Annotated in this window: 18 protein-coding genes; 15 read left to right on the top strand and 3 right to left on the bottom strand. The window is 65.7% G+C overall.

The genetic code is table 11. The features are described 5' to 3' along the window. Positions 1–3: 3 nt before the first annotated feature. Positions 4–2,046 carry a sigma-54-dependent Fis family transcriptional regulator gene (locus EYS42_RS01890; RefSeq protein WP_130966161.1) on the bottom strand — a complete coding sequence of 681 codons (2,043 nt, stop codon included), beginning with the start codon at positions 2,044–2,046 and terminating at the stop codon, positions 4–6. A 306-nt stretch (positions 2,047–2,352) separates the two neighbouring features. Between EYS42_RS01890 and exaC the strand changes: the two genes are divergently transcribed. From exaC to EYS42_RS01875, 3 genes are all read left to right on the top strand, one after another. Continuing rightward, entirely contained in the window at positions 2,353–3,873 is a 1,521-nt protein-coding gene (gene exaC / locus EYS42_RS01885) for an acetaldehyde dehydrogenase ExaC (protein ID WP_130966160.1), read from the top strand. A 107-nt stretch (positions 3,874–3,980) separates the two neighbouring features. Continuing rightward, on the top strand, positions 3,981–4,367 hold the full coding sequence (locus EYS42_RS01880) for a DUF779 domain-containing protein (RefSeq protein ID WP_130966159.1): 387 nt from the start codon (positions 3,981–3,983) through the stop codon (positions 4,365–4,367). Between the two features lie 75 nt (positions 4,368–4,442). Next, positions 4,443–4,802: an ArsC family reductase gene (locus EYS42_RS01875; protein WP_130966158.1), complete on the top strand. Its 360-nt coding sequence runs from the start codon at positions 4,443–4,445 to the stop codon at positions 4,800–4,802. 32 nt (positions 4,803–4,834) lie between these two features. On the opposite strand, the gene EYS42_RS01870 is transcribed toward EYS42_RS01875, so the two are convergent. Then, positions 4,835–5,998, bottom strand: a complete 1,164-nt coding sequence (locus EYS42_RS01870) for a DNA alkylation repair protein (protein ID WP_130966157.1) — start codon at positions 5,996–5,998, stop codon at positions 4,835–4,837. Positions 5,999–6,062: 64 nt separating this feature from the next. Between EYS42_RS01870 and EYS42_RS01865 the strand changes: the two genes are divergently transcribed. The 3 genes from EYS42_RS01865 (at position 6,063) to EYS42_RS01855 (ending at position 9,058) form a co-directional block, all read left to right on the top strand. After that, positions 6,063–7,085, top strand: coding sequence for a bile acid:sodium symporter family protein (locus tag EYS42_RS01865; protein ID WP_207301085.1), 1,023 nt, complete (start codon positions 6,063–6,065; stop codon positions 7,083–7,085). Positions 7,086–7,104: 19 nt separating this feature from the next. After that, positions 7,105–7,818, top strand: coding sequence for a pseudouridine synthase (locus EYS42_RS01860; protein WP_130966156.1), 714 nt, complete (start codon positions 7,105–7,107; stop codon positions 7,816–7,818). 118 nt (positions 7,819–7,936) lie between these two features. After that, complete coding sequence (locus tag EYS42_RS01855; RefSeq protein WP_130966155.1) at positions 7,937–9,058, top strand: beta-ketoacyl-ACP synthase III; 1,122 nt, start codon at positions 7,937–7,939, stop codon at positions 9,056–9,058. Between the two features lie 83 nt (positions 9,059–9,141). Here the strand turns inward: EYS42_RS01855 and EYS42_RS01850 are convergent, their stop codons facing one another. Further along, entirely contained in the window at positions 9,142–10,452 is a 1,311-nt protein-coding gene (locus tag EYS42_RS01850; RefSeq protein WP_130966154.1) for an acyltransferase, read from the bottom strand. A 123-nt stretch (positions 10,453–10,575) separates the two neighbouring features. Between EYS42_RS01850 and ybgC the strand changes: the two genes are divergently transcribed. From ybgC to flhB, 9 genes are all read left to right on the top strand, one after another. Further along, the gene (ybgC, locus tag EYS42_RS01845; protein WP_425358854.1) at positions 10,576–11,076 is read left to right on the top strand and encodes a tol-pal system-associated acyl-CoA thioesterase; all 501 of its coding nucleotides are present in this window, start codon (positions 10,576–10,578) and stop codon (positions 11,074–11,076) included. Between the two features lie 27 nt (positions 11,077–11,103). Further along, on the top strand, positions 11,104–11,817 hold the full coding sequence (gene tolQ, locus EYS42_RS01840; protein WP_130966152.1) for a protein TolQ: 714 nt from the start codon (positions 11,104–11,106) through the stop codon (positions 11,815–11,817). 12 nt (positions 11,818–11,829) lie between these two features. After that, positions 11,830–12,270 (top strand): biopolymer transporter ExbD, encoded by a 441-nt coding sequence (locus tag EYS42_RS01835; RefSeq protein WP_130966151.1) that lies wholly within the window; start codon positions 11,830–11,832, stop codon positions 12,268–12,270. Between the two features lie 6 nt (positions 12,271–12,276). Further along, positions 12,277–13,206, top strand: coding sequence for an energy transducer TonB (locus tag EYS42_RS01830; protein ID WP_130966150.1), 930 nt, complete (start codon positions 12,277–12,279; stop codon positions 13,204–13,206). 142 nt (positions 13,207–13,348) lie between these two features. Continuing rightward, complete coding sequence (locus EYS42_RS01825; RefSeq protein WP_425358853.1) at positions 13,349–15,910, top strand: GspE/PulE family protein; 2,562 nt, start codon at positions 13,349–13,351, stop codon at positions 15,908–15,910. Between the two features lie 320 nt (positions 15,911–16,230). Then, complete coding sequence (locus EYS42_RS01820; protein ID WP_130966149.1) at positions 16,231–18,153, top strand: PrkA family serine protein kinase; 1,923 nt, start codon at positions 16,231–16,233, stop codon at positions 18,151–18,153. Positions 18,154–18,281: 128 nt separating this feature from the next. Next, positions 18,282–19,586, top strand: coding sequence for a YeaH/YhbH family protein (locus EYS42_RS01815; RefSeq protein ID WP_130966148.1), 1,305 nt, complete (start codon positions 18,282–18,284; stop codon positions 19,584–19,586). Beyond that, entirely contained in the window at positions 19,583–21,130 is a 1,548-nt protein-coding gene (locus EYS42_RS01810; protein WP_130966147.1) for a SpoVR family protein, read from the top strand. The genes EYS42_RS01815 and EYS42_RS01810 overlap by 4 nt, the downstream gene beginning before the upstream one ends. A gap of 147 nt (positions 21,131–21,277) precedes the next feature. Then, positions 21,278–22,420 carry a flagellar biosynthesis protein FlhB gene (flhB, locus tag EYS42_RS01805; RefSeq protein ID WP_130966146.1) on the top strand — a complete coding sequence of 381 codons (1,143 nt, stop codon included), beginning with the start codon at positions 21,278–21,280 and terminating at the stop codon, positions 22,418–22,420. Position 22,421 lies beyond the last annotated feature (1 nt).

Genomic DNA, 22,421 nt, shown 5'->3' with positions numbered 1-22,421 from the left:
CACTCAGTGCGTGCTCATTTGCTTGATGCGACGGTACAGCGTGTTGCGGCTGATGCCCAGCAGGCGGGCGGCCTGGGTCATGTTGCCGTCACTGTCGCGGATGGCGCGCTCGATGGCGCTGTTCGACAGGCGGCGCAGGTTGGTTTCAGGCGCCGATTCAGGGCCTGGGGCAGCCGTCAGCGCGGCCTGTTGGCGGGCCTGGGCGGCCAGCCGGTCGTCCAGAGCGTCGTCGGCGCGGATGGGGCGCGAGAACACGTCGTCCCAGAGGTCCTCGCCAAAGTGTTCCCAGTGCAGTTCGCTGTCATGCGGGCCCAGCAGGGCACAGGCGGTGCGCAGCACGGCGTGCAGCTGGCGCAGGTTGCCGGGCCAGGGGTGCTGCTGCAGGGCCTGCAGCACCTCGTCGGCCAGGCTAGGCACTTCGTGGCGTTTCATGTCGTGGGCCAGGCTGTGCAGCATGTCGTCGATCAACTCGACCATGTCGCCGCGCTCGCGCAGGGCGGGCAATTGCACCGTCAGGCCGTTGATGCGCCAGAACAGGTCTTCTCGGAACTCGCCCTGGGCCACGGCCTCGCGCAGGTTGCGGTGGGTGGCGCACACCAGGACGAAATCGACCGGCACCGGGTGGCAGCCGCCCACGGGCACCACACACTTGTCTTGCAGAACCCGCAGCAGGCGGGCTTGCAGGGCCAGGGGCATGTCGCCGATTTCATCGAGGAACAGGGTGCCACCTTCGGCCTGCCGGATGCGGCCCGGTGAGCCCTCGCGCCGTGCGCCGGTGAAGGCACCCCCCACGTAGCCGAAGAGCTCGGCTTCGATCAGCGTTTCGGGCAGTGCTGCGCAGTTCACGGCCACAAACGGCTTGTTGCCGCGGTCACCTTCGCGGTGCAGCTGGCGAGAAAACACCTCCTTGCCGGTGCCCGATTCGCCTTGCAGCAGCACGGGGATGCCTTGGGCCTGAACGCGCAAGGCGCGGGCCAGGGCTTTGCTCAGCCGCACATCGTCTTTGGGGCGGTGGCTGCGCACGGGGCGCACGGGCAGGGCGGTGGCGGTGCTGCCGCCTGGCCGGCCCGCTGCGCCTCGGTCGTCGGTCTCGGCGGCATTGGCCACGGCCCAGATGCGGCGGCGGCGGTCGGGTTCGTCGCGGGCGAACAGGGTCTGCCCGTTCATGGTGGTCACGCGGGTGGGCGTGCCGGTGGCGGGCAGGTTCAGCAGGCGCTGGGCCTGCGGGCCCAGGAGGCGGTCGAGGGTGACGGCACCGATCTGGCTGGCCGACAGGCTCAGCCATTGCTGGGCCACCGCGTTGGCGCCCATCACCCAGCCGTCTTCGGTCACGGCCAGCAGGCCTTCGCCCACGCCGCCCAGGCCTTCCACGTGCGGGTGAAGGCGCAGCAGCTGGTCGTTGGCGTGGCGCGCGTGAAAGAGGCGGTCTTCGATCATGCGGGTGGCCGAACGCACCAGCGCGAAGGTGTGTGGGTGGTAGCCGCGCTGGTCACCCGAGATGTCGAGCACGCCCTTGAGGTGCCCGTCAGGGGCCATGACAGGGGCGGCCGCACAGGTCAGGAAGCCGTTGCGCTCCAGGTAGTGCTCGCCGCCCTGGATGACGGTGGGGGTCTGGTCGACGATGCAGGTGCCGATGGCGTTGGTGCCGCGGTATTCCTCGCGCCACAGGGCCCCAGGGCAGAGCGAGACGCGTTCGGCGCGTTGCAGGAACTCGGCATCGCCCAGGCTGTGCAGCAGCATGCCCTGGGCGTCGGCCAGGATGACCATGGCGCCGCTGTCGCGCATCTGGTCGAACAGGAATTCCATGACCGGGCGGGCATGCGACAGGAAGTCGTACTCGCGGGCCAGGGCTCGGCGCAGTTCGGCTCCGCTGCTGACCGGGGGGGCCATGGGCGGCTCGGTGGGCGACAGGCCGGCCATCTGGCTGCGGGTCCAGGAACGCGACACCACGTCGTCGACCAGACCGGCCGGCACCACGCCGTCTTCCAGGAGGCCACGGCGGGCCTCGCGGAGTTGGTCGAAGCGGTTCGGTTGGATCAGGTGCATGGTTGTCCCTCGAGTGCCCAGCGTTTGTTCATTTGGCCGCGGTCTGCAGTGCGGAAGAAAGTATCTCCCCGATTCATGGGGGGCGCCTGCGGGTTCCCACTGTGTCAGAACGTGACACCGTCACTTTTCTGCGCGATGTGTCACGCAATGGGTGTCTCGGGTGACACCTCTGGCACAACCGGGGTGGGTGGGGTGGAGGGGGCGTCCCAGGCAAGCGTGTGCGCAGATCAGGTGAAACCCCAGATGGCACGCCCTGTGCGCTATGGAAAGGGTCTGTGCCGCTGAGCACCTTCACAGGAGACCCACATGATCTACGCCACCCCCGGCAGCGCGGGCGCCCCCGTTGCCTTCAAGACCCGTTACGACAACTTCATCAACGGCAAGTTCGTGGCCCCCGTGGGAGGTCAGTACTTCGACGTGATCACCCCGATCAATGGCCGCGTGTTCACGCAGGCAGCGCGTTCGACCGAGGCCGACATCGAGCTGGCGCTGGATGCTGCCCACGCCGCCAAGGACAAGTGGGCCGCCACCTCGCCCACCGAGCGCTCGAACATCCTGCTCAAGATCGCCGACCGCATCGAGGCCAACGTCGAGAAGCTGGCCTATGCCGAGACCGTGGACAACGGCAAGCCCATCCGCGAAACCCTGAACGCCGACATCCCGCTGTCGGCCGACCACTTCCGCTACTTCGCCGGCTGCCTGCGGGCGCAGGAGGGCTCGATCTCTGAGATCGACGGCAACACCATCGCGTACCACTTCCACGAGCCGCTGGGCGTGGTCGGTCAGATCATCCCCTGGAACTTCCCGATCCTGATGGCCGCCTGGAAGCTGGCCCCGGCCCTGGGTGCCGGCAACTGCGTGGTGCTCAAGCCTGCCGAGAGCACGCCCATCAGCATCCTGGTGCTGGCCGAGCTGATCGCCGACCTGCTGCCCCCGGGCGTGCTGAACATCGTCAACGGCATGGGCCGCGAAGCCGGCATGCCGCTGGCCAACAGCAAGCGCATCGCCAAGATCGCCTTCACGGGCTCGACGGCCACCGGCAAGATCATTGGCCAGGCCGCGGCGGCCAACCTGATCCCGGCCACGCTGGAGCTGGGCGGCAAGAGCCCCAACATCTTCTTCGAAGACGTGATGGCCGCTGACGACGCCTTCCTGGACAAGGCCATCGAAGGCATGGTGCTGTTCGCCTTCAACCAGGGCGAGGTGTGCACCTGCCCGAGCCGCGCCCTGATCCACGAATCGATCTACGACCGCTTCATCGAGAAGGTGCTCCAGCGCGTGGCCGCCATCAAGCAGGGCAGCCCGCTGGACACCGAGACCATGATGGGCGCGCAGGCTTCGAGCATGCAGATGGACAAGATCATGTCCTACCTGCAGGTGGGCAAGGACGAAGGCGCGCAGGTGCTGATCGGTGGCGACCGTGCGCAGCTGGGCGGCGATCTGGCCGATGGCTACTACATCCAGCCCACGCTGTTCAAGGGCCACAACGGCATGCGCATCTTCCGCGAAGAGATCTTTGGCCCCGTGCTGGCCGTGACCACCTTCAAGGACGAGGCCGAAGCCATGCAGATCGCCAACGACACGCCGTATGGCCTGGGCGCTGGCGTGTGGACCCGCGACGGCAGCCGCGCTTACCGCTTCGGCCGGGGCATCCAGGCCGGTCGCGTGTGGACCAACTGCTACCACCACTACCCGGCGCACGCCACCTTCGGCGGCTACAAGGAATCGGGCATTGGCCGCGAGACCCACAAGATGATGCTGGACCACTACCAGCAGACCAAGAACATCCTGGTCAGCTACGACGCCAACAAGCTGGGCTTTTTCTGATCGGCTGACTGTCTCCCTGGATCGAGTGTCTGGATGGCGCTTCTCCAACCCTGAGCGCCATCTCTTCGGGGGGCCACGAGCCCCCCTTTTTTTCATCTGGAGTGCGCATGATCGACCGTGTGACCGCCACGCCCCAGGCGCTGGCGCTGATCGAGCAGCTCAAGGCCCGCCACGGCGCCATTTTTTTCTACCAGGCCGGTGGGTGCTGCGAGGGCAGTGCCCCCATGTGCTACGCCGAGGGGGACATGACCTTGATGCCGGACGACCGCCTGCTGGGGCGGGTCAGCGGCGTGCCGTTTCATGTGAGCCTGTCGCAGTGCGAATACCTGATGGGCGTGCAACTGACGCTGGACGTGTCGCCTGGCAGCCTGGGCACTTTTTCGCTGGAAGACGCCGACGGGCACCACTTCGTGGCCCGCACCCGCCTCTGGACCGATGACGAGTGGCGGGCGCTGGAGGCACAGGCATCTGGCGTGACCGAGCAAGCCCCCTGAGGCCAGGGGCCTGACAGCCTTGTGCGACAGTGTGGGGTGCAACTTGTGCAGTCTCTCCACTGAATGCTTTTCACCATGGCCCTGATCGTTTACGGCATCCCCAATTGCAATACCGTCAAGAAAGCGCGCACCTGGCTCGACGACCAGGGGCAGGCTCATCAGTTCCATGATTACAAGAAGCAGGGTGTGCCGGCCGACCGGCTGGATGCCTGGATCGCGGCGGTGGGCTGGGAGAAACTGGTGAACCGCCAGGGCACCACCTGGCGCCAGCTGGACGAGGCCACCAAGGCCGCGGTGGTGGATGCCGCCAGTGCCCGTGCCCTGATGCTCGACAAGGCCAGCGTGATCAAGCGCCCGGTGATCGAGCGCGCAGGGGGGGTGCTGGCCGTGGGCTTTGACGACAAGGCCCAGGCGGCGGTGGCGGCAGCCCTGTGATCGCCACCGGCTGAATGCCCAGACCTGGGCGCTCAGACTTGGACGTCCAGCAACAGCACTTCGGTCTCGGCCACAAGCTGCCCATTGACCTGCAGGTCGATGCGGTGCAGGCCCGGGCGCAGCACCCGCGTGCTCACGGGCACAAAGCTGTGCAGCTTCTGCCAGGCCACGGTCTCGCCTGGCGGCAGTGTGATGCGTTTGCCTTTGAATGCCTTGGGGCTGGTGCTGCCGTCGGCCTTGATGTGGTGTACCCGGTAGTCCACCTCCAGGGATTGGACGGGCGCGTCGGGTGAGGCGTGGACCCGGATGTGAATCGGCAGTTTTTGCCCTATCTGTACCTGTGGGTGTGCGGCCTGGAGTGTGGCGTGCCCTTGCAAGCCCAGGCCCAGCCCCCAGGCCTGCAGCACCCCAGGATGCCCCGCTTTGATGAGGTGCCGGCTGGCGTGGCGCAGCAGGCGCTGCCGGGTGATGGGGGCACCGGGCAGGTGCTCCTGCAGCCACTGCACCAGCACACCGGGGTGGTCTTTGCCGATGTCGTTGAGGTGGTTGGCCACGCTGCGGCGCACGTACTCGCTGGGGTCGTCCTGCAAGGTGCGCAACAGGGGCAGGGTGGGGGTGGGGTCCTGCACCAGGGCCTGCAGCCGCAAGCCCCAGGGCAGGCGGGGGCGGCTGCCCTCACTGACCAGGCGGCGCACATGCGCGCTGGGGTCATGCTGCCATTGCCGCAACACGGCCAGCACGGCTTCCGGGTGGTTCACCAGGAAGGGCCGGATGGCGAATTCGGCCGTGAAGCGCTGGGTGATGGCGTGCAGGGCGATCAGGGCCTGCGGCACATGGGCCTGGCCGTGCCGCGCCACGAAATCGCCGTAAGCCCACAGGGCCCAGCCGGCCACGCCGGTGGCGTCGGTCTGCAATTGCCCCAGTTCGGCATCGGGGTCGTGGTGGTGCGCGGGTGGAGGCACGGCTTTCAGACTGGCCACCAGCACGGCGGTGGCGTGTTCGAAATCGGGCGGCAGGTGGCTGGCCAGCGCGTTTCCCAGGTGCACGGCCCGGGCCTTGAATTCCAGCGTGTCCAGGTCCGCCAGGGCCTGGCGCTCGAATGCAGGCCGGTCGAACGCTGGCCACACACGTTTCAGGTGGTGGCCCACCTCGGCCACGGTGTGGGCGCCGATCAGGTGTTTGAAGGCTTCGGCCATGGGCATGCGCTTGAAATGGAGGGCATGCGCTACCCTAACGGGTTTTCTGCCTGAAGTTTCTCCCATGCGCCGCTCCATGCGACCCCTGCCACGCCTGCGCCCGGCCCGCGGCGCCATCGACTGGTTCCTGCTGGCCATGGTGGCGGTTGTCGGCCTGGCCTCTGTGGCGCCCGACTGGGGGCGCAGCGACGGCGTGCTGCACCTGGGCACCGTCACCGACGTGGGCGTGTTCCTGCTGTTCTTCCTGCACGGCATGGGCCTGTCGACCGACAGCCTCAAGGCGGGTGCCACGCGCTGGAAGCTGCACCTGCTGGTGCAAAGCTGCACCTATGTGCTGTTTCCCCTGTGGTGGGCACTGTGGAGCGTGCTGCTGGGGCGGCACATCTCGCATGACCTGCTGATGGGCTTTTTCTACCTGGCTGTGCTGCCTTCCACCGTGTCGTCGTCGGTGGCCATGACGGCCCTGGCGCGTGGGCATGTGGCCGCCGCCGTGCTCAACGCCACCTTGTCGACCCTGCTGGGTGTGTTCCTCACACCCTTGCTGGTCAGCCTGGTGATCGGGGCCTCGGGCGTGCTGGGGCAGGGCGGGGTGCAGCAGCTCGATGTGGGTGCCACCATGCTGAAGGTGGCCCAGATGCTCTTGCTGCCCTTCGTGGTGGGCCACCTGTTGCGCCCGGTGCTGGGTGGTTTCTTCAGCCGCATCAAGCCTGTCACCACCGTGTTCGACCGCGGGGTGATCGTGCTGCTGGTGTGGGCCGCCTTCAGCGATTCGGTGGCCGACGGCCTGTGGACCCGGCACGGCCCTCAACTCCTGCTGCAGGCCACGGCGGGCGCCTTGCTGTTCCTGCTGCCCATGCTGGCCTTCACCCGCTGGGTGGCCCGCCAGATGAAGTTCGACGTGGAAGACGAGATCGTGGCCGTGTTCTGCGGCAGCAAGAAAACCCTGGCCTCGGGCATGCCCATGGCCAAGCTGCTGTTCGGGGGCTCGGCCGCCATGGGGGTGCTGATTTTGCCGATCATGATCTACCACCAGATCCAGCTGTTCGTGTGTGCCGTGATGGCGCGCCGTTACGCGGCGCGGTCCTGAACCCTGGCTGGCTTGCGTGATGTCTGAGCAGCCCTTGCGCCCGGCGGGCTCACCGCCCTCGCTCACGCCGGAGGTGGCCTACCACCCCCCGCCCGACGCCGGTTTGGAGCTGTTGCACGAAGACGCGCAGGTGCTGGTGGTGCACAAGCCTGCCGGCCTGTTGTCGGTGCCGGGTCGGGGCGATGACCGGCAGGACTGCCTGATCCACCGCGTGCAGCGCCGCTTCCCCGAGGCGCAAACCGTGCACCGGCTGGACATGGCCACCTCGGGCCTGGTGATGCTGGCCCGGGGTGACGAGGCCCAGCGCACCCTCAGTGCCCTGTTCCGTGATCGCCGGGTCACCAAACAGTATGTGGCCCTGGTGCACGGCCTGGTCGAGCCCGACGAAGGCGAGATCAGCCTGCCCCTGATCACCGACTGGCCGCGCCGTCCCATGCAGAAGGTGTGCCCCGACACCGGCAAGCCCTCGCTGACCCGCTTCAAGGTGCTGGCGCGCGACCTGGCTCAAGGGCGCACTCGGGTGGCGCTGGAGCCCGTGACGGGCCGCACGCACCAGTTGCGCGTGCACCTGCTGGCCATCGGTCACCCCATCGTCGGCGACCCGCTCTACGGCCCCGATGCCTTTGCCGAAGCGGAGCGCCTGTGCCTGCATGCCGAGCACCTGAGCTGGCCCGACCTGGCTGATGTGACAAGTGGTCTTGTCATTTCTTGCGTTCGGGGTGCTGATTTCTGAGGGTTATCCCTTGGTTTGGGCCGTTCATGTGGGGATCCCTGACGCCGCTGGGTGCGGCTTGCCCGTACCATACGCGGCTTGATCGGGCGCCTGGCGCCCAGGCTTCACAGGATTTCCCATGACTTCAGTTGTCATCAGCGGCACCGGTCTCTACCAGCCTCCGCACGTCATCACCAACGAAGAGCTGGTGGCCTCCTTCAACGCCTACGTGGCCAAGTTCAACGCCGACCATGCGGCCGAGATCGAAGCTGGCACCGTGGCCGCCCTGTCGCCCTCCAGCGTCGAGTTCATCGAGAAAGCCTCGGGCATCAAGCAGCGTTACGTGATCGAGAAGGAAGGCATCCTCGACATCCACCGCATGCACCCGCGCTTCGAAGAGCGCGGCGATGACCAGCTCTCGCTGATGGCCGAGATCGCGGTCGACGCCGCCAAGAAGGCCCTGGCCGCCGCCGGCAAGCAGGGCTCCGATGTGGACGCCGTGATCTGCTCGTCGGCCAACATGCAGCGCGCCTACCCGGCCATGGCCATCGAGATCCAGCAGGCCCTGGGTGCCAAGGGCTATGGCTTCGACATGAACGTGGCCTGCTCGGCCGCCACCTTCGCCATGGAGCAGGCCATCAACGCCATCCGCTCCGGTTCGGCCAAGTGCGTGCTGATGGTCAACCCCGAGATCACCTCGGCCCACCAGGAATGGAAAGACCGCGACTGCCACTTCATCTTCGGTGATGTGTGCACGGCCATGATCCTCGAGCGTGCCGACACGGCCACCTCGAACGACCAGTGGGAAGTGCTGGGCAGCCAGCTGGCCACGCAGTTCTCCAACAACATCCGCAACAACTTCGGTTTCATGAACCGCAGTGAAGACAGCGACCCCAACGCCCGCGACAAGACCTTCCGCCAGGAAGGCCGCAAGGTGTTCAAGGAAGTGGTGCCGGTGGCCGCCGCCCACATCGAAGGTCACCTCAAGCAGCTGGGTTTCGAGCCCACCCAGGTGCGCCGATTCTGGCTGCACCAGGCCAATTCGGGCATGAACCAGTTCGTGATCCGCAAGCTGGTGGGCAGCGACCCCACGGCCGACCTGGCCCCCCTGATCCTGGACACCTACGCCAACACCGCGTCGGCCGGCTCCATCATCGCCTTCCATGAGCACCATGGTGACCTGAAACAGGGCGACCTGGGCGTGATCTGCTCCTTCGGTGCCGGTTATTCGGTGGGCTCGGTGGTGGTGCGCAAGCGCTGACACCTGGCCGAAAAAAACCCAAGGGGCGCTTCATGCGCCCCTTTTTTCATGGTCCCAAGGGCCGTGAAGGGCCGTGAAGGGCCTCAGCCGTACAGTTTCCTGAACACGGCCACCTCGTTCTTGCGCGCGGTCAGGTGCACGTCGATGCCGCCATCTTGCTGCGGGGTGGGGCACAGCATGATCATGCGGTAGACCACCTGGGCGTTGTCGTGCCAGCTGGGCTTGCCGGTGCCGAAGTCGATGTCGTAGGTGGGGAAGTGGCTGCAGTTGTTCAGCACAACGCCGGCCTCGATGGTGTCCACCGCGTTCTTCATCATCAGCGTGTGGCACTTCTTTTCCTGGCGCATGCGCTCCATGAATCCCAGGAAGCCGAAGAACACCTTGTCCGACACCGTCTCGGAGGGCACCTTGCAACGCGCGGCCAGCTGGGCCAGCGATTCGGTCTCCAGCTCGCGCTTGGTGTAGCGCACCTCGCCCTGACCCAGTGCATTGCCGTAGTAGTCGCGCGGCAGGCGCAGGCGGCGCTTGTAGCGCAGGTCGATCACCATGCCGATGAAGCGGTCCTTGTCGCACCACATCACGGGCGACATTTCCTTCATCACGTGCAGGGTGACCAGGTCGACCGTGCTCACGCCGGGGTGGTCGGGTGGCAGCTCGGCCTTGGCCTGGGCCTTCCACTGGTCGATGGTGCTGGCCGGGATGCGGAACACGCCCTTGTCCAGGGCCGTGAGGGCCTGCCAGGCAAAGCCCCAGTACAGCTTCAGGCGCTGCCAGAAGCCCGCGCTGTAGACCAGGCCGGTGTCGAACGGGTCATTGATGTGTTCCTGCCCGATCCTGATCATGATCGAGCGGTCGAAATCAGGCGGCTCGGTGGGCTCGCCGCGGGTGGCCTTGGCCCAGTCCAGCATGAACTTCCAGAAGCTGGAGCCGTCATACAGCGAATGGATGCCGGTGATGCACAGCACCGCGCCGCCACATTCGTACTGGTGCACGTCGATGTGAAACAGCGAGACGTCTTTGTTGACCACGCTCCAGGGGAAGATGACCCGACCGAAGTGCTTGAGGTCTTTGGCCATGTGGCAATCAGGCCCGAAGTTCGGCATGCGGCCCTTGACGCGGTGTACCCGCAGGGCCAGGCCGCCGTCGTTGCCGTCGATGTAGGCCATGCCCTGTTCATCGGTCTTGATGCGACCGGCCATGACGGGCTGGCGGGCCACTTCGCGCACCAGGCCGGCTTCCAGTCGGGCCACGTCCAGGCCCTTGGGGTAGACCAGCGTCACGGGGATGCCGGTGTGGGTGTTGAACACGTCGACCCCGGTCAGGTACTGGCGCTCGCAGGTGGCGCCGCACTTGACGATCTTGCTCATCACTAGGGTGGACTGGGGCTTGGGCATGCAGGAATCCTTCTCTAACTGGGGGAATCTAATGCAGCCGCCGGTCGCACGGCCCCCGGATTTGCCCCGCGAAACATGCCCCACCCCCGCGATTGGAGGCACTGCTTTGGTAGAGTTCGGGCCATGGAGAACACACGCATGCCCAGCGGCCCCGACGCCCTCGCCGAAGGGGCGGCACCGGCCGATTTCAGCTGGCCTGTGCGCGTGTACTGGGAAGACACCGACGCCGGCGGCGTGGTGTTCTATGCCAACTACCTGAAATTTTTCGAACGCGCGCGCACCGAATGGCTGCGTAGCCGGGGCCCCAGCCAGGAAGCCTTGCGGCAGGCCGGCAGCGGCATGTTCGTCGTCTCTGAGACCCGCGTGAAGTACCTGCAACCGGCCGTGCTCGACGACAGCCTGCGCGTCACTGTGCAGCTCGGTGAAGTGGGCCGCGCCAGCATGGCGGTGTTCCAGCAGGCCTGGCGCGGTGACACCCTGCTGTGCGAGGGGCACATCCGCATCGGCTGGGTGAACAGGGCGGCCGACGGCAGCCTGCGCCCGGCCCGCATGCCGGCCGACCTGCTGGCGCAGCTTCAGGCGCAGCCCGGCGCGCAGAACCCTGCGGGCCATGCGCCACAATGAACCCTCGAACAAGAAAGGCTTGAACCCATGAACCAGGATTTGTCCATCATCCAGCTGGTGATGCAGGCCAGCGTGGTGGTCCAGATCGTCATGGCGCTCTTGTTGGGCGTGTCACTGGCCAGCTGGACCATCATCTTCAGCAAGGCCATGGGCCTGCGCAAGGTCAAGGCCGACAACGAGGAATTCGACCGCGAGTTCTGGGCCGGTCGCACCCTGCAGGAGCTCTACGGCGACGCCACCCGAGGCGACGGCCCGCCCTCGCCGCAAGAGCGCATGTTCGCCGCCGGCATGCGCGAGTTCATGAAGCTGCGCGACAAGAAAGTGGCCGATGTGCCCACGCTGCTGGAAGGCGCCCGCCGCGCCATGCGCGCCAGCTACCAGCGCGAGATGGACCTGCTGGAAGCCCGCCTCGATTTCCTGGGCTCGGTGGGCTCGGTCTCGCCTTATGTGGGCCTGTTCGGCACCGTGTGGGGCATCATGCATGCGTTCACCGGCCTGTCGAACCTGCAGCAGGTCACGCTGGCCACGGTGGCTCCCGGCATCGCCGAGGCCCTGGTGGCCACGGCCATCGGCCTGTTCGCGGCCATTCCGGCCGTGCTGGCCTACAACCGCTTCGGCCGCGACATCGACCGCATCGCCATCCAGCTGGAAACCTTCCAGGAAGAGTTTTCCAACATCCTGGCCCGCAACGCCATGATGGCCACCCCCGACGCAAGCCGCGGCGTGGGCACGGCGCGCTGAGAAGGGGCACGCATGGCACAGCTCATGGGCCGCGGCGGGCGACGTCGCCGCACCAATGCCGAAATCAACATGGTGCCGTTCATCGACGTCATGCTGGTGCTGCTCATCATCTTCATGGTCAGCGCCCCCTTGCTGCCCACGGGGGTGGTCGACCTGCCGACCATGGGCAAGGCCCAGAAGGCCCCGGACAAGGTCATCGAGGTGCTGGTCGAATCAGACACCGAGTTGAAGCTGGTGATCGACCGCAAGCCCTCGGGCCAGCTGCCGATGGAAGACATCGCAGCCCGCGTGAAGGACGAGCAAGACCGCACCGAAGGGGGCGCCCAGAGCGCCCCGGTGATCATCTCGGCCAAGAAGGACGTGCGCTACGAGGTGGTCGTCAAGGTGATGGACCTGCTGCAGAAGGCTGGTGTGGCCCGTGTGGGTCTGTCCGTGCGCACCACCGGAGGCTGAGCCTGCATGAGCGTCGCGGTGGCTTCCCCTCCTGACATCCTGCGCCCCCGGGTGCAGGAAGGCTGGCGTCAGGGCCTGCTGATGGCGCTGGCCGCCCATGGCCTGCTGGCGGTGGGCCTGATGCTGCACATGAGCTGGAAGACTCAGCCGCAGGACGTGGTCGAGGCCGAAGTGTGGGCCGAGGTGCCCGTCGCGGCCCAACCCGCTGCCCGGGTGGAGACCGCGCCCGTGGTGCCCCCACCGCCGGCACCTGAACCGGCACCCGCCCCCGTGCCACCCCCCCCGCCACCGGCGCCCGCGCCAACCCCTGCGCCCCCACCCAAGCCGGCCGACATCCAGGTCGAGCGCAAGCCCGAGCCCGAGAAGAAAAAGCCGGCCAAGGAAGTGTTCGAGGCCGACCCGCCCCAGCTCAAGAAGAAGCTGGAAGAGGCGCGCAAGAAGCCTGAACCGGTGAAAGAGCCGGCGAAGGAGCCACCCAAGCCGGTCGCCAAGGAAACCCCGAAGCCCGTCAAAGAGCCCGCCAAAGAGGCTGCCAAAGAGGCCGTCAAGGCGCAAGCCAAGTCAGAACCAGGCCCCAGCAGTGCCCAGCTCGAACGCGAGCGTCAGGCCCGCCTGAAAAGCCTGATGGCCGACCTGGGTGGCGAGGGTACGCCTTCTGCCGGGCCCAGCGCGGCTTATGCGGGTCGCATCAAGGCGCGCATCAAGCCCAACATCGTCTTCACCGACGAGGTGGCCGGCAACCCTCTGGCCACGGTCGAGGTGCGGTGCGCCCCGGACGGCCGCATCATCGGCCGCCGCCTGATCACCCGCAGCGGGAACACCGCCTGGGACGACGCGGTGCTGCGCGCCGTCGACCGCACCGAGGTGCTGCCACTGGACGAGCGCGGCAAGGTGCCGCCGGTCATGCAGATCGATTTCCGCCCACGCGACTTCTGATCGGACCCTTTTGAAATGGGCGGGGTCGGGCGTGCATTTGTGCCGACCTGATCGGCCTGGCCTTTCATAGCATGGCAAGCATCGCGGACGTGCGTCTGCCATGCCCGAAGGGCAGGGGTGCTCGTGCCGTGCGGAGAGCCCCATGCCTGACCTGCCACCCCTGCCTCCCCTGGACGACACCGACACCCTGTCGGCGTCGGCTGCCTTGCCGGCCGATGTGCAGGTGTACACCGCCGATGACGGCGCCTTCCTGTGGCCCACGCCGCCATTTGCCACATACGCGCCGCCCAGCGAGCAGATCGAACACGAACCCTGCGAAATCGAGGGCCTCAATGGCAAGCAGATGAGTGGCCGCCTGGCCCTGTTCGAGCCGCGAGAGCAGCTGGCCCACGTGCAGCTTCCTCCTTCACGCACCACGGTGCCGCTGCGGTTTCGGCATTTCCGCAGCATGCTGCTGACCCGGCCCCTGAAACCCTTGCGCCTGACCGATGGTGGCAATGCCGAACTGGGCCAGCTGCTGGGCCACCGCAGCAGCACCCCTTACACCCTGAACCTGAGCGACGGCCAGGTGCTGGAGGGCCTCACGGTCGGGCATGTGGAGCTGGGCTTCGGCCTGTTCCTGTTCCCGCCCGAGGGCACCGACGGTGCCGTGCAGCGCCTGTTCGTGCCCCGTGACGCCTACACCCACGCCGACCTGGGCGGGCGCATCGGCGAGGTGCTGGTGGCCAGCCAGGTGGTCACGCCCGAGCAGGTGGCCCGCGCGGTGGAGGTGCAGCAGCACATGCGCACGCAAAAGCTCGGTGACATCCTGCTGTCGTCGCAGGTCGTCAACCCCGAGCAGTTGCTGGTGGCCATTTCCCAGCAAAAGCGCATGCCCATGGTGCGCATCGGCGAGGCCTTGCTGGCCCTGGGCCTGGTCACGCAGGCCCAGCTGGACGATGCCCTGGCCCAGCAGCAGCGCGACCGTGGCGTGCCCCTGGGCGAGGTGCTGATCCAGCTCGAATTCGTCTCGCGCCAGGACCTGAAGATGGCCCTGGCTCGCAAGATGGGCTACCCCGTGGTCGACGTGGGCAAGTTCCCGGTCGAGGCCGAGGCCCTGCGCAAGCTGCCGTATGCCGTGGCTGCGAGGCTGGAGGCCATGCCGCTGCTGTTGCGCGAAGGCTCGCTGATCGTGGCCCTGGAAGACCCCAGCCAGCGCAAGCACATTGACGAGCTGGCGTTCATCACGCAGTGCAAGATCGTGCCTGTGCTAGCCGAGCACCGGCAGCAGATGGACGCAGCCTTGTACGAGGCCTACGCCCGCATCGGCGCCGACCTGTCACTGGACAGCGGAGGCAAGCCCGCCTTGCCTGCGGTGCAGCTGGACCTCGAAGGCGAAGATTCCAGCGCCCTGATCGCCAGCCTGGAGCTTGAAGGGCGCGAGTCGGGTGTCGAAGAAGAGCGTGCCATCGAGCAAAGCGACAACTCCCTGGTGCGCCTGATCAACACCATGATCATCGAGGCCCACCAGCAGGGTGTTTCCGACATCCACATCGAGAGCTACCCCGGCAAGGAAAAGGTCAAGATCCGCTTCCGCAAAGACGGCGCCCTGGTGCCTTACCTGGAGCTCCCCCACAACTACCGCACCGCGGTGATCGCCCGGGTCAAGATCATGTGCGACCTGGACATCTCCGAGCGCCGCAAGCCGCAGGACGGCAAGATCAACTTCGCCAGGTTCGTGCCGCAGCACAAGATCGAGCTGCGTGTGGCCACCATCCCGACCAACAATGGCCTGGAAGACGTGGTCATGCGGATTCTGGCGTCGGCCAAGCCCTTGCCGCTCGACAAGATCGGCCTGAGCCCCTGGAACCTGGAGCGGCTGAAGGCGGCCATGGAGCGCCCGTATGGCCTGGTGCTGTGCGTGGGCCCCACAGGCTCGGGCAAGACCACCACGCTGCATTCGGCGCTGAGCTTCATCAACGTGCCTGAGCGCAAGATCTGGACAGCCGAAGACCCGGTGGAAATCACGCAGCCCGGCCTGCGTCAGGTGCAGGTCAACCCCAAGATTGACTGGACCTTTGCCAAGGCGCTGCGCGCCTTCCTGCGTGCCGACCCCGACGTGATCATGGTGGGCGAAATGCGCGACGCCGAAACCGCCTCCATGGGCGTGGAAGCCTCGCTGACAGGCCACCTGGTGCTGTCCACGCTGCACACCAACAGCGCCCCCGAAACCGTCACCCGCCTGCTCGACATGGGCATGGACCCGTTCAACTTCGCCGACTCGCTGCTGGTGGTGCTGGCGCAGCGCCTGGTGCGCCGCCTGTGCACCCAGTGCCGGGTCAGCGAGCCCATGCCCGACGAAGAGGCTCAGACCCTGCTGGCCGACTTCCTGCACGTGTGCCCGCCCGACCCGGAGCGCTTTGATGCGCAGGCATTGATGGCGCGCTGGCAGGCTCAGTTCGGGCGGGAAGGGCGGCTCATGAAGTACCACAGCCCGGGCTGCCCGCACTGCAACCACACGGGCTACAAGGGCCGTGCGGGCATCCACGAACTGATGGTGGTGTCCCGCGAGCTGCGACGCCTGATCCAGACCGGTGCCCGGGCTGAGGAGCTGCAACGCCAGGCCTTGTTCGACGGCATGCAGACCCTGCGCCAGGACGGCATCGAGAAGGTGCTGATGGGCATCACCGGCATGGAAGAAGTGCGCGCCACCAGCAACACCTGAGCCCTGGTGGCAACCCCAAGGCCTCGGGCTGTCTGACGCCTGTTCAAGGGGGCGTGTAAAGGGCAGCTTTCACGTTTGTGGGGAATGTTGTGCCGCCACCGCACGCGAGGGCCAAAAAAGGTGCAAGATAGTCACAACAACTCAGCCGTCCGAGGCATTGAAACAGGCTCGGAAACCAGGCCTCATCGGCCCTTGCCTCGCAGCTGAATTGATCGATCTTTGGTGACATGGCGATGCACAGGTTGGCATCCCCACCAGCGTGATCTGGCGGCGGCCAACCGACGTGCATCAACCTTTGAGTTCGATGTCCGGAGGCCCGCATGAACGTGATCAGCAACTTCGCCGCCCGCTACGAGCGCACACGCGAAGAAGAAATGAGCCTCGAGGAATACCTCGAGATCTGCAAGAACGACAAGACGGCCTATGCCACCGCTGCAGAACGCATGCTGCAGGCCATCGGTGAGCCGCAGATGATCGACACCCGCAATGACCCGCGGCTGTCGCGCATCTTCACCAACAAGGTCATCAAGATCTACCCGGCCTTCCAGGAGTTCTATGGCATGGAAGACGCCATCGAACAGGTGGTGAGCTACTTCCGCCACGCCGCTCAGGGCCTGGAAGAAAAGAAGCAGATCCTCTACCTGCTGGGCCCGGTGGGTGGCGGCAAGAGCTCGATCGCCGAGCGCCTGAAAGTGCTGGCCGAGAAGGTGCCGTTCTACGCCATCAAGGGCTCGCCCGTGAACGAGTCGCCGCTGGGCCTGTTCGACCCGGGTGAAGACGGCCCCATCCTCGAAAAGGAATACGGCATCCCGCGCCGCTACCTGCAGCGCATCCTGAGCCCCTGGGCCGTCAAGCGCCTGGAAGAGTTCGGTGGCGACATCCGCCAGTTCCGCGTGGTCAAGCGCTACCCCAGCGTGCTCAAGCAGGTCGGCATTGCCAAAACCGAGCCGGGCGATGAAAACAACCAGGACATCAGCTCGCTGGTGGGCAAGGTCGACATCCGCAAGCTCGAAACCTACGCACAAGATGACCCCGACGCTTACAGCTACTCGGGTGGCCTGTGCCTGGCCAACCAGGGCCTGCTGGAATTCGTGGAAATGTTCAAGGCGCCCATCAAGGTGCTGCACCCTCTGCTGACGGCCACGCAAGAAGGCAACTTCAAGGGCACGGAAGGTTTTGGCGCCATCCCGTTCGACGGCGTGGTGCTGGCCCACAGCAACGAGAGCGAGTGGAAGGCCTTCCGCAACAACAAGAACAACGAAGCCTTCCTGGACCGCATCTACATCGTCAAGGTGCCGTACTGCCTGCGCGTGAGCGAAGAGGTCAAGATCTACGAGAAGCTGGTGCGGGGCTCGTCACTGAGCCAGGCGCCTTGCGCCCCGGGCACGCTCAAGATGATGTCGCAGTTTGCGGTGCTCACGCGCCTGAAGGAGCCCGAAAACAGCAGCATCTACAGCAAGATGCAGGTGTACGACGGCGAGAACCTGAAAGACACCGACCCCAAGGCCAAGTCCATCCAGGAGTACCGCGATTACGCCGGTGTCGATGAAGGCATGAGCGGCATCTCCACGCGCTTTGCCTTCAAGATCATCTCCAAGGTGTTCAACTTCGACAGCCAGGAAGTGGCCGCCAACCCGGTGCACCTGATGTACGTGCTGGAGCAGCAGATCGAGCGCGAGCAGTTCCCGGCCGAGGTCGAGCAGAAGTACATCGCTTACATCAAGGAGATGCTGGCGCCCCGTTATGCCGAGTTCATCGGCAAGGAGATCCAGACGGCCTACCTGGAGAGCTATTCGGAGTACGGCCAGAACATCTTCGACCGCTATGTGACCTACGCCGACTACTGGATCCAGGACCAGGAGTACCGCGACACCGACACGGGCGAGATCTTCGACCGGGGCTCGCTGAACGCAGAACTGGAAAAGATCGAGAAGCCGGCGGGCATTGCCAACCCGAAGGATTTCCGCAACGAGATCGTCAACTTCGTGCTGCGGGCCCGTGCCAACAACGGCGGCAAGAACCCGCTGTGGACCAGCTATGAAAAGCTGCGCACCGTGATCGAGAAGAAGATGTTCAGCAACACCGAAGAGCTGTTGCCGGTCATCAGCTTCAACGCCAAGGCCAGTGCCGACGAAGCCAAGAAGCACGAAGACTTCGTCAACCGCATGGTCGACAAGGGCTACACGGCCAAGCAGGTGCGCCTGCTGTGCGAGTGGTACCTGCGCGTGCGCAAGTCGTCCTGACTGGCCCCCAGCCCAAGGAGCGACCCATGAAACGCCACGGTCATTTGCTCACAAGGCGAAGTCCGGGCGTTTCCCCGCCTGTCCGATCGCCCTGAGGGGCGTTCGGCGGGTGCAGGCGAAGGACGAACATGAGCATCAGCAACATCATCGACCGGCGACTGGCGGGCAAGAACAAGTCCGTCGGCAACCGCGAACGTTTCCTCCGTCGCTACAAGGGGCAGGTGCGCGAGGCCGTGCAGCGGGCCATCAATGGCCGCAGCATCCGCGACATCGAAAAGGGCGAAGACATCGCCATCCCCAAGAAGGACCTGTCCGAGCCGGTGTTCCACCACGGCCAGGGCGGCACGCGCGACATGGTGCACCCGGGCAACCGCGAGTACGTGCGCGGCGACCGCATCGCCAAGCCGGAAGGGCAGGGCGGTCAGGGCGGGCGGGGTGATCAGGCCAGTGATTCAGGCGAAGGCGAAGACGACTTCGTGTTCAGCCTGAGCAAAGAAGAGTTCATGCAGATCTTCTTTGAAGACCTGGCCCTGCCCAACCTGGTCAAGACCGCGCTGGCCGAAGTGCCCGAGTGGAAGAGCCAGCGTGCCGGCTATTCCAGCGACGGCACCCCCAACAACCTGCACGTGGTGCGCTCGATGCGCGGTGCGCTGGGCCGGCGCATTGCGCTGGGCGCCAGCAGCCGCGGTGAAGTGCGCGAGATCGAACACCGCCTGGGTGAGCTGAAAGAGCGCGAAGGTGCGGCCTCTGACGACGCGCTGGTGCGCGACATCGCCGCCGAGATCGAGAAGCTGGAAGACCGGCTGAACCACCTCAAGGCCCGCCTGCAGGGCATTCCGTACCTCGACCCGATCGACCTGCGCTACCGCAGCCGCATCAAGGTGCCGGTGCCCACCACCAAGGCCGTGATGTTCTGCGTGATGGACGTGTCCGGCTCGATGGACGAGCAGCGCAAGGAGCTGTCCAAGCGGTTTTTCATCCTGCTGTACCTGTTCCTGACCCGGCACTACGACAAGATCGAGCTGGTGTTCATCCGCCACCACACCCAGGCGCAAGAGGTGACGGAAGACGAGTTCTTCCACGCCACCGAAACCGGCGGCACGGTGGTGTCGAGCGCCCTGGTGCTGCTCGACGAGGTGATGCAGGCCCGCTACCCCACCAGCGAATGGAACCTGTACGTGGCCCAGGCCTCTGACGGCGACAACTGGCACCATGACTCCAGCCGCTGCACCGAGATCCTGGAAAACAAGATCCTGCCCCTGGTGCGGTACTTTGCCTATGTGCAGGTGGCCCAGACCGAGCAGAATCTGTGGGAAGAGTACCTGGCCCTGAGCGAGCGCCACAAGCACTTCGCCATGCGCAAGGTGCTGGACCAGAGCCAGATCTACCCGGTCTTCCGTGAGCTGTTCAAGAAGGAAGGGGTTGACGCATGAATGCCGACACTCGCAGCAGCCGCATGCTGCCTTCACCGTCCGACTGGACCTTCGAACTCATCAACGATTACCACCAGGTGATCCGGGAGACGGCCGAGAGCTTCAAGCTCGACACCTACCCGAACCAGCTGGAGATCATCACGGCCGAGCAGATGATGGACGCCTACGCCAGCGTGGGCATGCCGGTGAACTACCGCCACTGGAGCTACGGCAAGGAGTTCATCGCCACCGAGAAGAACTACCGCCGCGGGCACATGGGGCTGGCCTATGAAATCGTCATCAACTCCAACCCCTGCATCAGCTACCTGATGGAAGAAAACACCATGGCCATGCAGGCCCTGGTGATCGCGCACGCGGCCTACGGCCACAACAGCTTCTTCAAGGGCAACTACCTGTTCCGCATGTGGACCGATGCGGGCTCGATCATCGACTACCTGGTCTATGCCAAGAAGTACGTGGCCCAGTGCGAAGAGCGCCATGGCATCGAGGCCGTGGAAGAGTTGCTCGACAGCTGCCATGCCCTGATGAACCACGGCGTTGACCGCTACCGCCGGCCCAGCAAACTTTCGCTCAGCAAAGAGCTGGCCCGCCGCGAAGAGCGCGAGACCTACCTGCAACAGCAGGTCAACGACCTGTGGCGCACGCTGCCGCGCCGTGCCGACCGCCCGGAAGAAGAGGCCGTGCGCCGCTTTCCGGCCGAGCCGCAGGAGAACCTGCTGTACTTCATCGAGAAGAACGCGCCGCTGCTGGAGCCCTGGCAGCGCGAGATCGTGCGCATCGTGCGCAAGGTGGCGCAGTACTTCTACCCGCAGCGCCAGACCCAGGTCATGAACGAGGGCTGGGCTACCTTCTGGCACTACACCCTGCTCAACACCATGTACGACCGCGGCCACCTGGCCGACGGCATCATGCTGGAGTGGCTGCAGTCGCACACCAATGTGGTGTTCCAGCCGCCGGTGGGGCACCGGGCCTACAGCGGCCTGAACCCCTATGCGCTGGGCTTTGCGATGTACACCGACCTCAAGCGCATCTGCGAAAAGCCCACGGAAGAAGACCGGCGCTGGTTCCCCGAGTTCGCCGGTTCGGCCGAAGGCTGCGACCCGGCCGATAACGCCTGGCTCAAGACCCTGGATTACGCCATGCGCAATTTCAAGGACGAGAGCTTCGTGGGCCAGTTCCTGTCGCCCAAGGTGATGCGCGACTTCCGTCTGTTCGCCATTCACGACGACGAGCACGAGCGCGAGATGGAGGTCTCGGCCATCCACGACGAGCAGGGCTACCGCAGCCTGCGCGAAGCTTTGTCCCGCCAGTACGACCTGGGCAGCCGCGAGCCCAACATTCAGGTCTGGAGCGTGAACCTGCGCGGCGACCGCTCGCTCACCTTGCGGCACACCCAGCACAACAGCCGCCCCTTGCATGGCGACACCCGCGAGGTGCTCAAGCATGTCGCGCGCCTGTGGGGTTTCCCGGTGCACCTGGAAAGCGTCGATGGCCAGGGCACATCCCGCCAGCAATGGACGGTGGTGCCGGCCAACATGGATTGACCGGAAAACCGGGGGGCAGGGCGCGGCCTGCGGGTTTCGCGCCCTGAAACCCCTCCGGAATAGCGCAAGGGGCACCCCCCTTATCCCGCTAAAGAAAAGCGGGGCGCTGCGAACAATGGTGACAAGGACGAAGTACCCCCTTGCACCATGTCAGACGACTCACAGGACAAACAGTTACCAGCCTCGGAGCGGAAGCTTTCCAAAGCCCGCGAAGACGGCCAGGTGGTGCGCTCCAAAGACCTGGGGCACTTCCTGGTGTTGCTGGCCGCCACGGGCATCCTGATCGCCCTGACGCCCACCTGGTTCGATGCCGTGGGCAAGCTGCTGCGCAGCGGTCTGATCTTTGACGCCCGCACGGTCGCGGCCCCCGACATGATGGTGCAGCGCCTGGGCCAGTGGGTCACGCAGGCCCTGGTGCTGGTGGTGCCTCTGGCCCTGGGCATTGCCCTGGCCTCGGTGGCCGCCAGCGTGGCTGCCGGCGGCTGGGTCATGACCTTCAAGGTGATCGCGCCCAAGTTCAGCAAGCTCGACCCCTTGCAGGGCATTGGCAATGTGTTTTCCAAGAAGCAGCTGCTCGATGCGCTGAAGGCCTGCGCCATGGGGCTGGTCATCGGAGCCGTGGGCTGCCTGTTGCTGTGGAAGCGCTGGCCCGACCTGGTCAACCTGCTGGCGCTCCCCTTGCCTGCTGCTTTTGCCGCTGTGGGTGAGGCCGTGCGCAGCGTGCTGATGAGCCTGCTGCTGGTGGTGGCCGCTTTTGCCTTGCTCGACTGGCCCTTGCAGAAGTACCTGTTTGCCGAGCAGATGAAGATGAGCCACCAGGAAGTCAAGGACGAGTTCAAGCAGCAGGAAGGCAACGTCGAGGTCAAGAACAAGATCAAGCAGATCGGCCGCGAGCGTGCCCGCAAGCGCATGCTGGCCAATGTGCCTCAGGCCGATCTGGTGGTGATGAACCCCACCCACTATGCCGTGGCCCTCAAGTACGACGACGGCACCATGGGCGCCCCGCGTGTGGTGGCCAAGGGCCTGGACCTGATGGCCTTCAAGATCCGCGACATCGCCACGGAACACGAGGTGCCGGTGCTGGAAGCGCCGCCCCTGGCGCGTGCCTTGTACGCCACCACCGAGGTGGACGCCGAAGTGCCCATGGCCCTGTACAGCGCCGTGGCCCAGGTGCTGGCCTATGTGTACCAGCTCAAGGCCGCCCTGGCCGGCAAGGCCCCCATGCCGGGCCACATGCCCGACCTGGACGTGCCGCGAGACCTCGACCCCCACCACACCCGTGGAGCCTGAC

Origin of the sequence: Aquabacterium lacunae (assembly GCF_004310865.1) — a bacterium.
Taxonomy (GTDB): Bacteria; Pseudomonadota; Gammaproteobacteria; order Burkholderiales; family Burkholderiaceae_C; genus Aquabacterium; species Aquabacterium lacunae.
The sequence above is the reverse complement of the archived record's forward strand: the minus strand, read 5'-3'. Positions and strand labels throughout refer to the sequence as shown.

Coding starts and splice junctions, on each gene's coding strand:
- EYS42_RS01855 (WP_130966155.1), top strand. CDS start 7,937: ATGACTTCAGTTGTCATCAGCGGCACCGGTCTCTACCAGCCTCCGCAC.
- flhB (WP_130966146.1), top strand. CDS start 21,278: ATGTCAGACGACTCACAGGACAAACAGTTACCAGCCTCGGAGCGGAAG.
- EYS42_RS01835 (WP_130966151.1), top strand. CDS start 11,830: ATGGCACAGCTCATGGGCCGCGGCGGGCGACGTCGCCGCACCAATGCC.
- EYS42_RS01890 (WP_130966161.1), bottom strand. CDS start 2,046: ATGCACCTGATCCAACCGAACCGCTTCGACCAACTCCGCGAGGCCCGC.
- EYS42_RS01830 (WP_130966150.1), top strand. CDS start 12,277: ATGAGCGTCGCGGTGGCTTCCCCTCCTGACATCCTGCGCCCCCGGGTG.
- EYS42_RS01825 (WP_425358853.1), top strand. CDS start 13,349: ATGCCTGACCTGCCACCCCTGCCTCCCCTGGACGACACCGACACCCTG.
- EYS42_RS01850 (WP_130966154.1), bottom strand. CDS start 10,452: ATGCCCAAGCCCCAGTCCACCCTAGTGATGAGCAAGATCGTCAAGTGC.
- EYS42_RS01875 (WP_130966158.1), top strand. CDS start 4,443: ATGGCCCTGATCGTTTACGGCATCCCCAATTGCAATACCGTCAAGAAA.
- EYS42_RS01815 (WP_130966148.1), top strand. CDS start 18,282: ATGAGCATCAGCAACATCATCGACCGGCGACTGGCGGGCAAGAACAAG.
- EYS42_RS01880 (WP_130966159.1), top strand. CDS start 3,981: ATGATCGACCGTGTGACCGCCACGCCCCAGGCGCTGGCGCTGATCGAG.
- EYS42_RS01820 (WP_130966149.1), top strand. CDS start 16,231: ATGAACGTGATCAGCAACTTCGCCGCCCGCTACGAGCGCACACGCGAA.
- EYS42_RS01810 (WP_130966147.1), top strand. CDS start 19,583: ATGAATGCCGACACTCGCAGCAGCCGCATGCTGCCTTCACCGTCCGAC.
- EYS42_RS01860 (WP_130966156.1), top strand. CDS start 7,105: ATGTCTGAGCAGCCCTTGCGCCCGGCGGGCTCACCGCCCTCGCTCACG.
- ybgC (WP_425358854.1), top strand. CDS start 10,576: ATGGAGAACACACGCATGCCCAGCGGCCCCGACGCCCTCGCCGAAGGG.
- EYS42_RS01870 (WP_130966157.1), bottom strand. CDS start 5,998: ATGGCCGAAGCCTTCAAACACCTGATCGGCGCCCACACCGTGGCCGAG.
- exaC (WP_130966160.1), top strand. CDS start 2,353: ATGATCTACGCCACCCCCGGCAGCGCGGGCGCCCCCGTTGCCTTCAAG.
- tolQ (WP_130966152.1), top strand. CDS start 11,104: ATGAACCAGGATTTGTCCATCATCCAGCTGGTGATGCAGGCCAGCGTG.
- EYS42_RS01865 (WP_207301085.1), top strand. CDS start 6,063: ATGCGCCGCTCCATGCGACCCCTGCCACGCCTGCGCCCGGCCCGCGGC.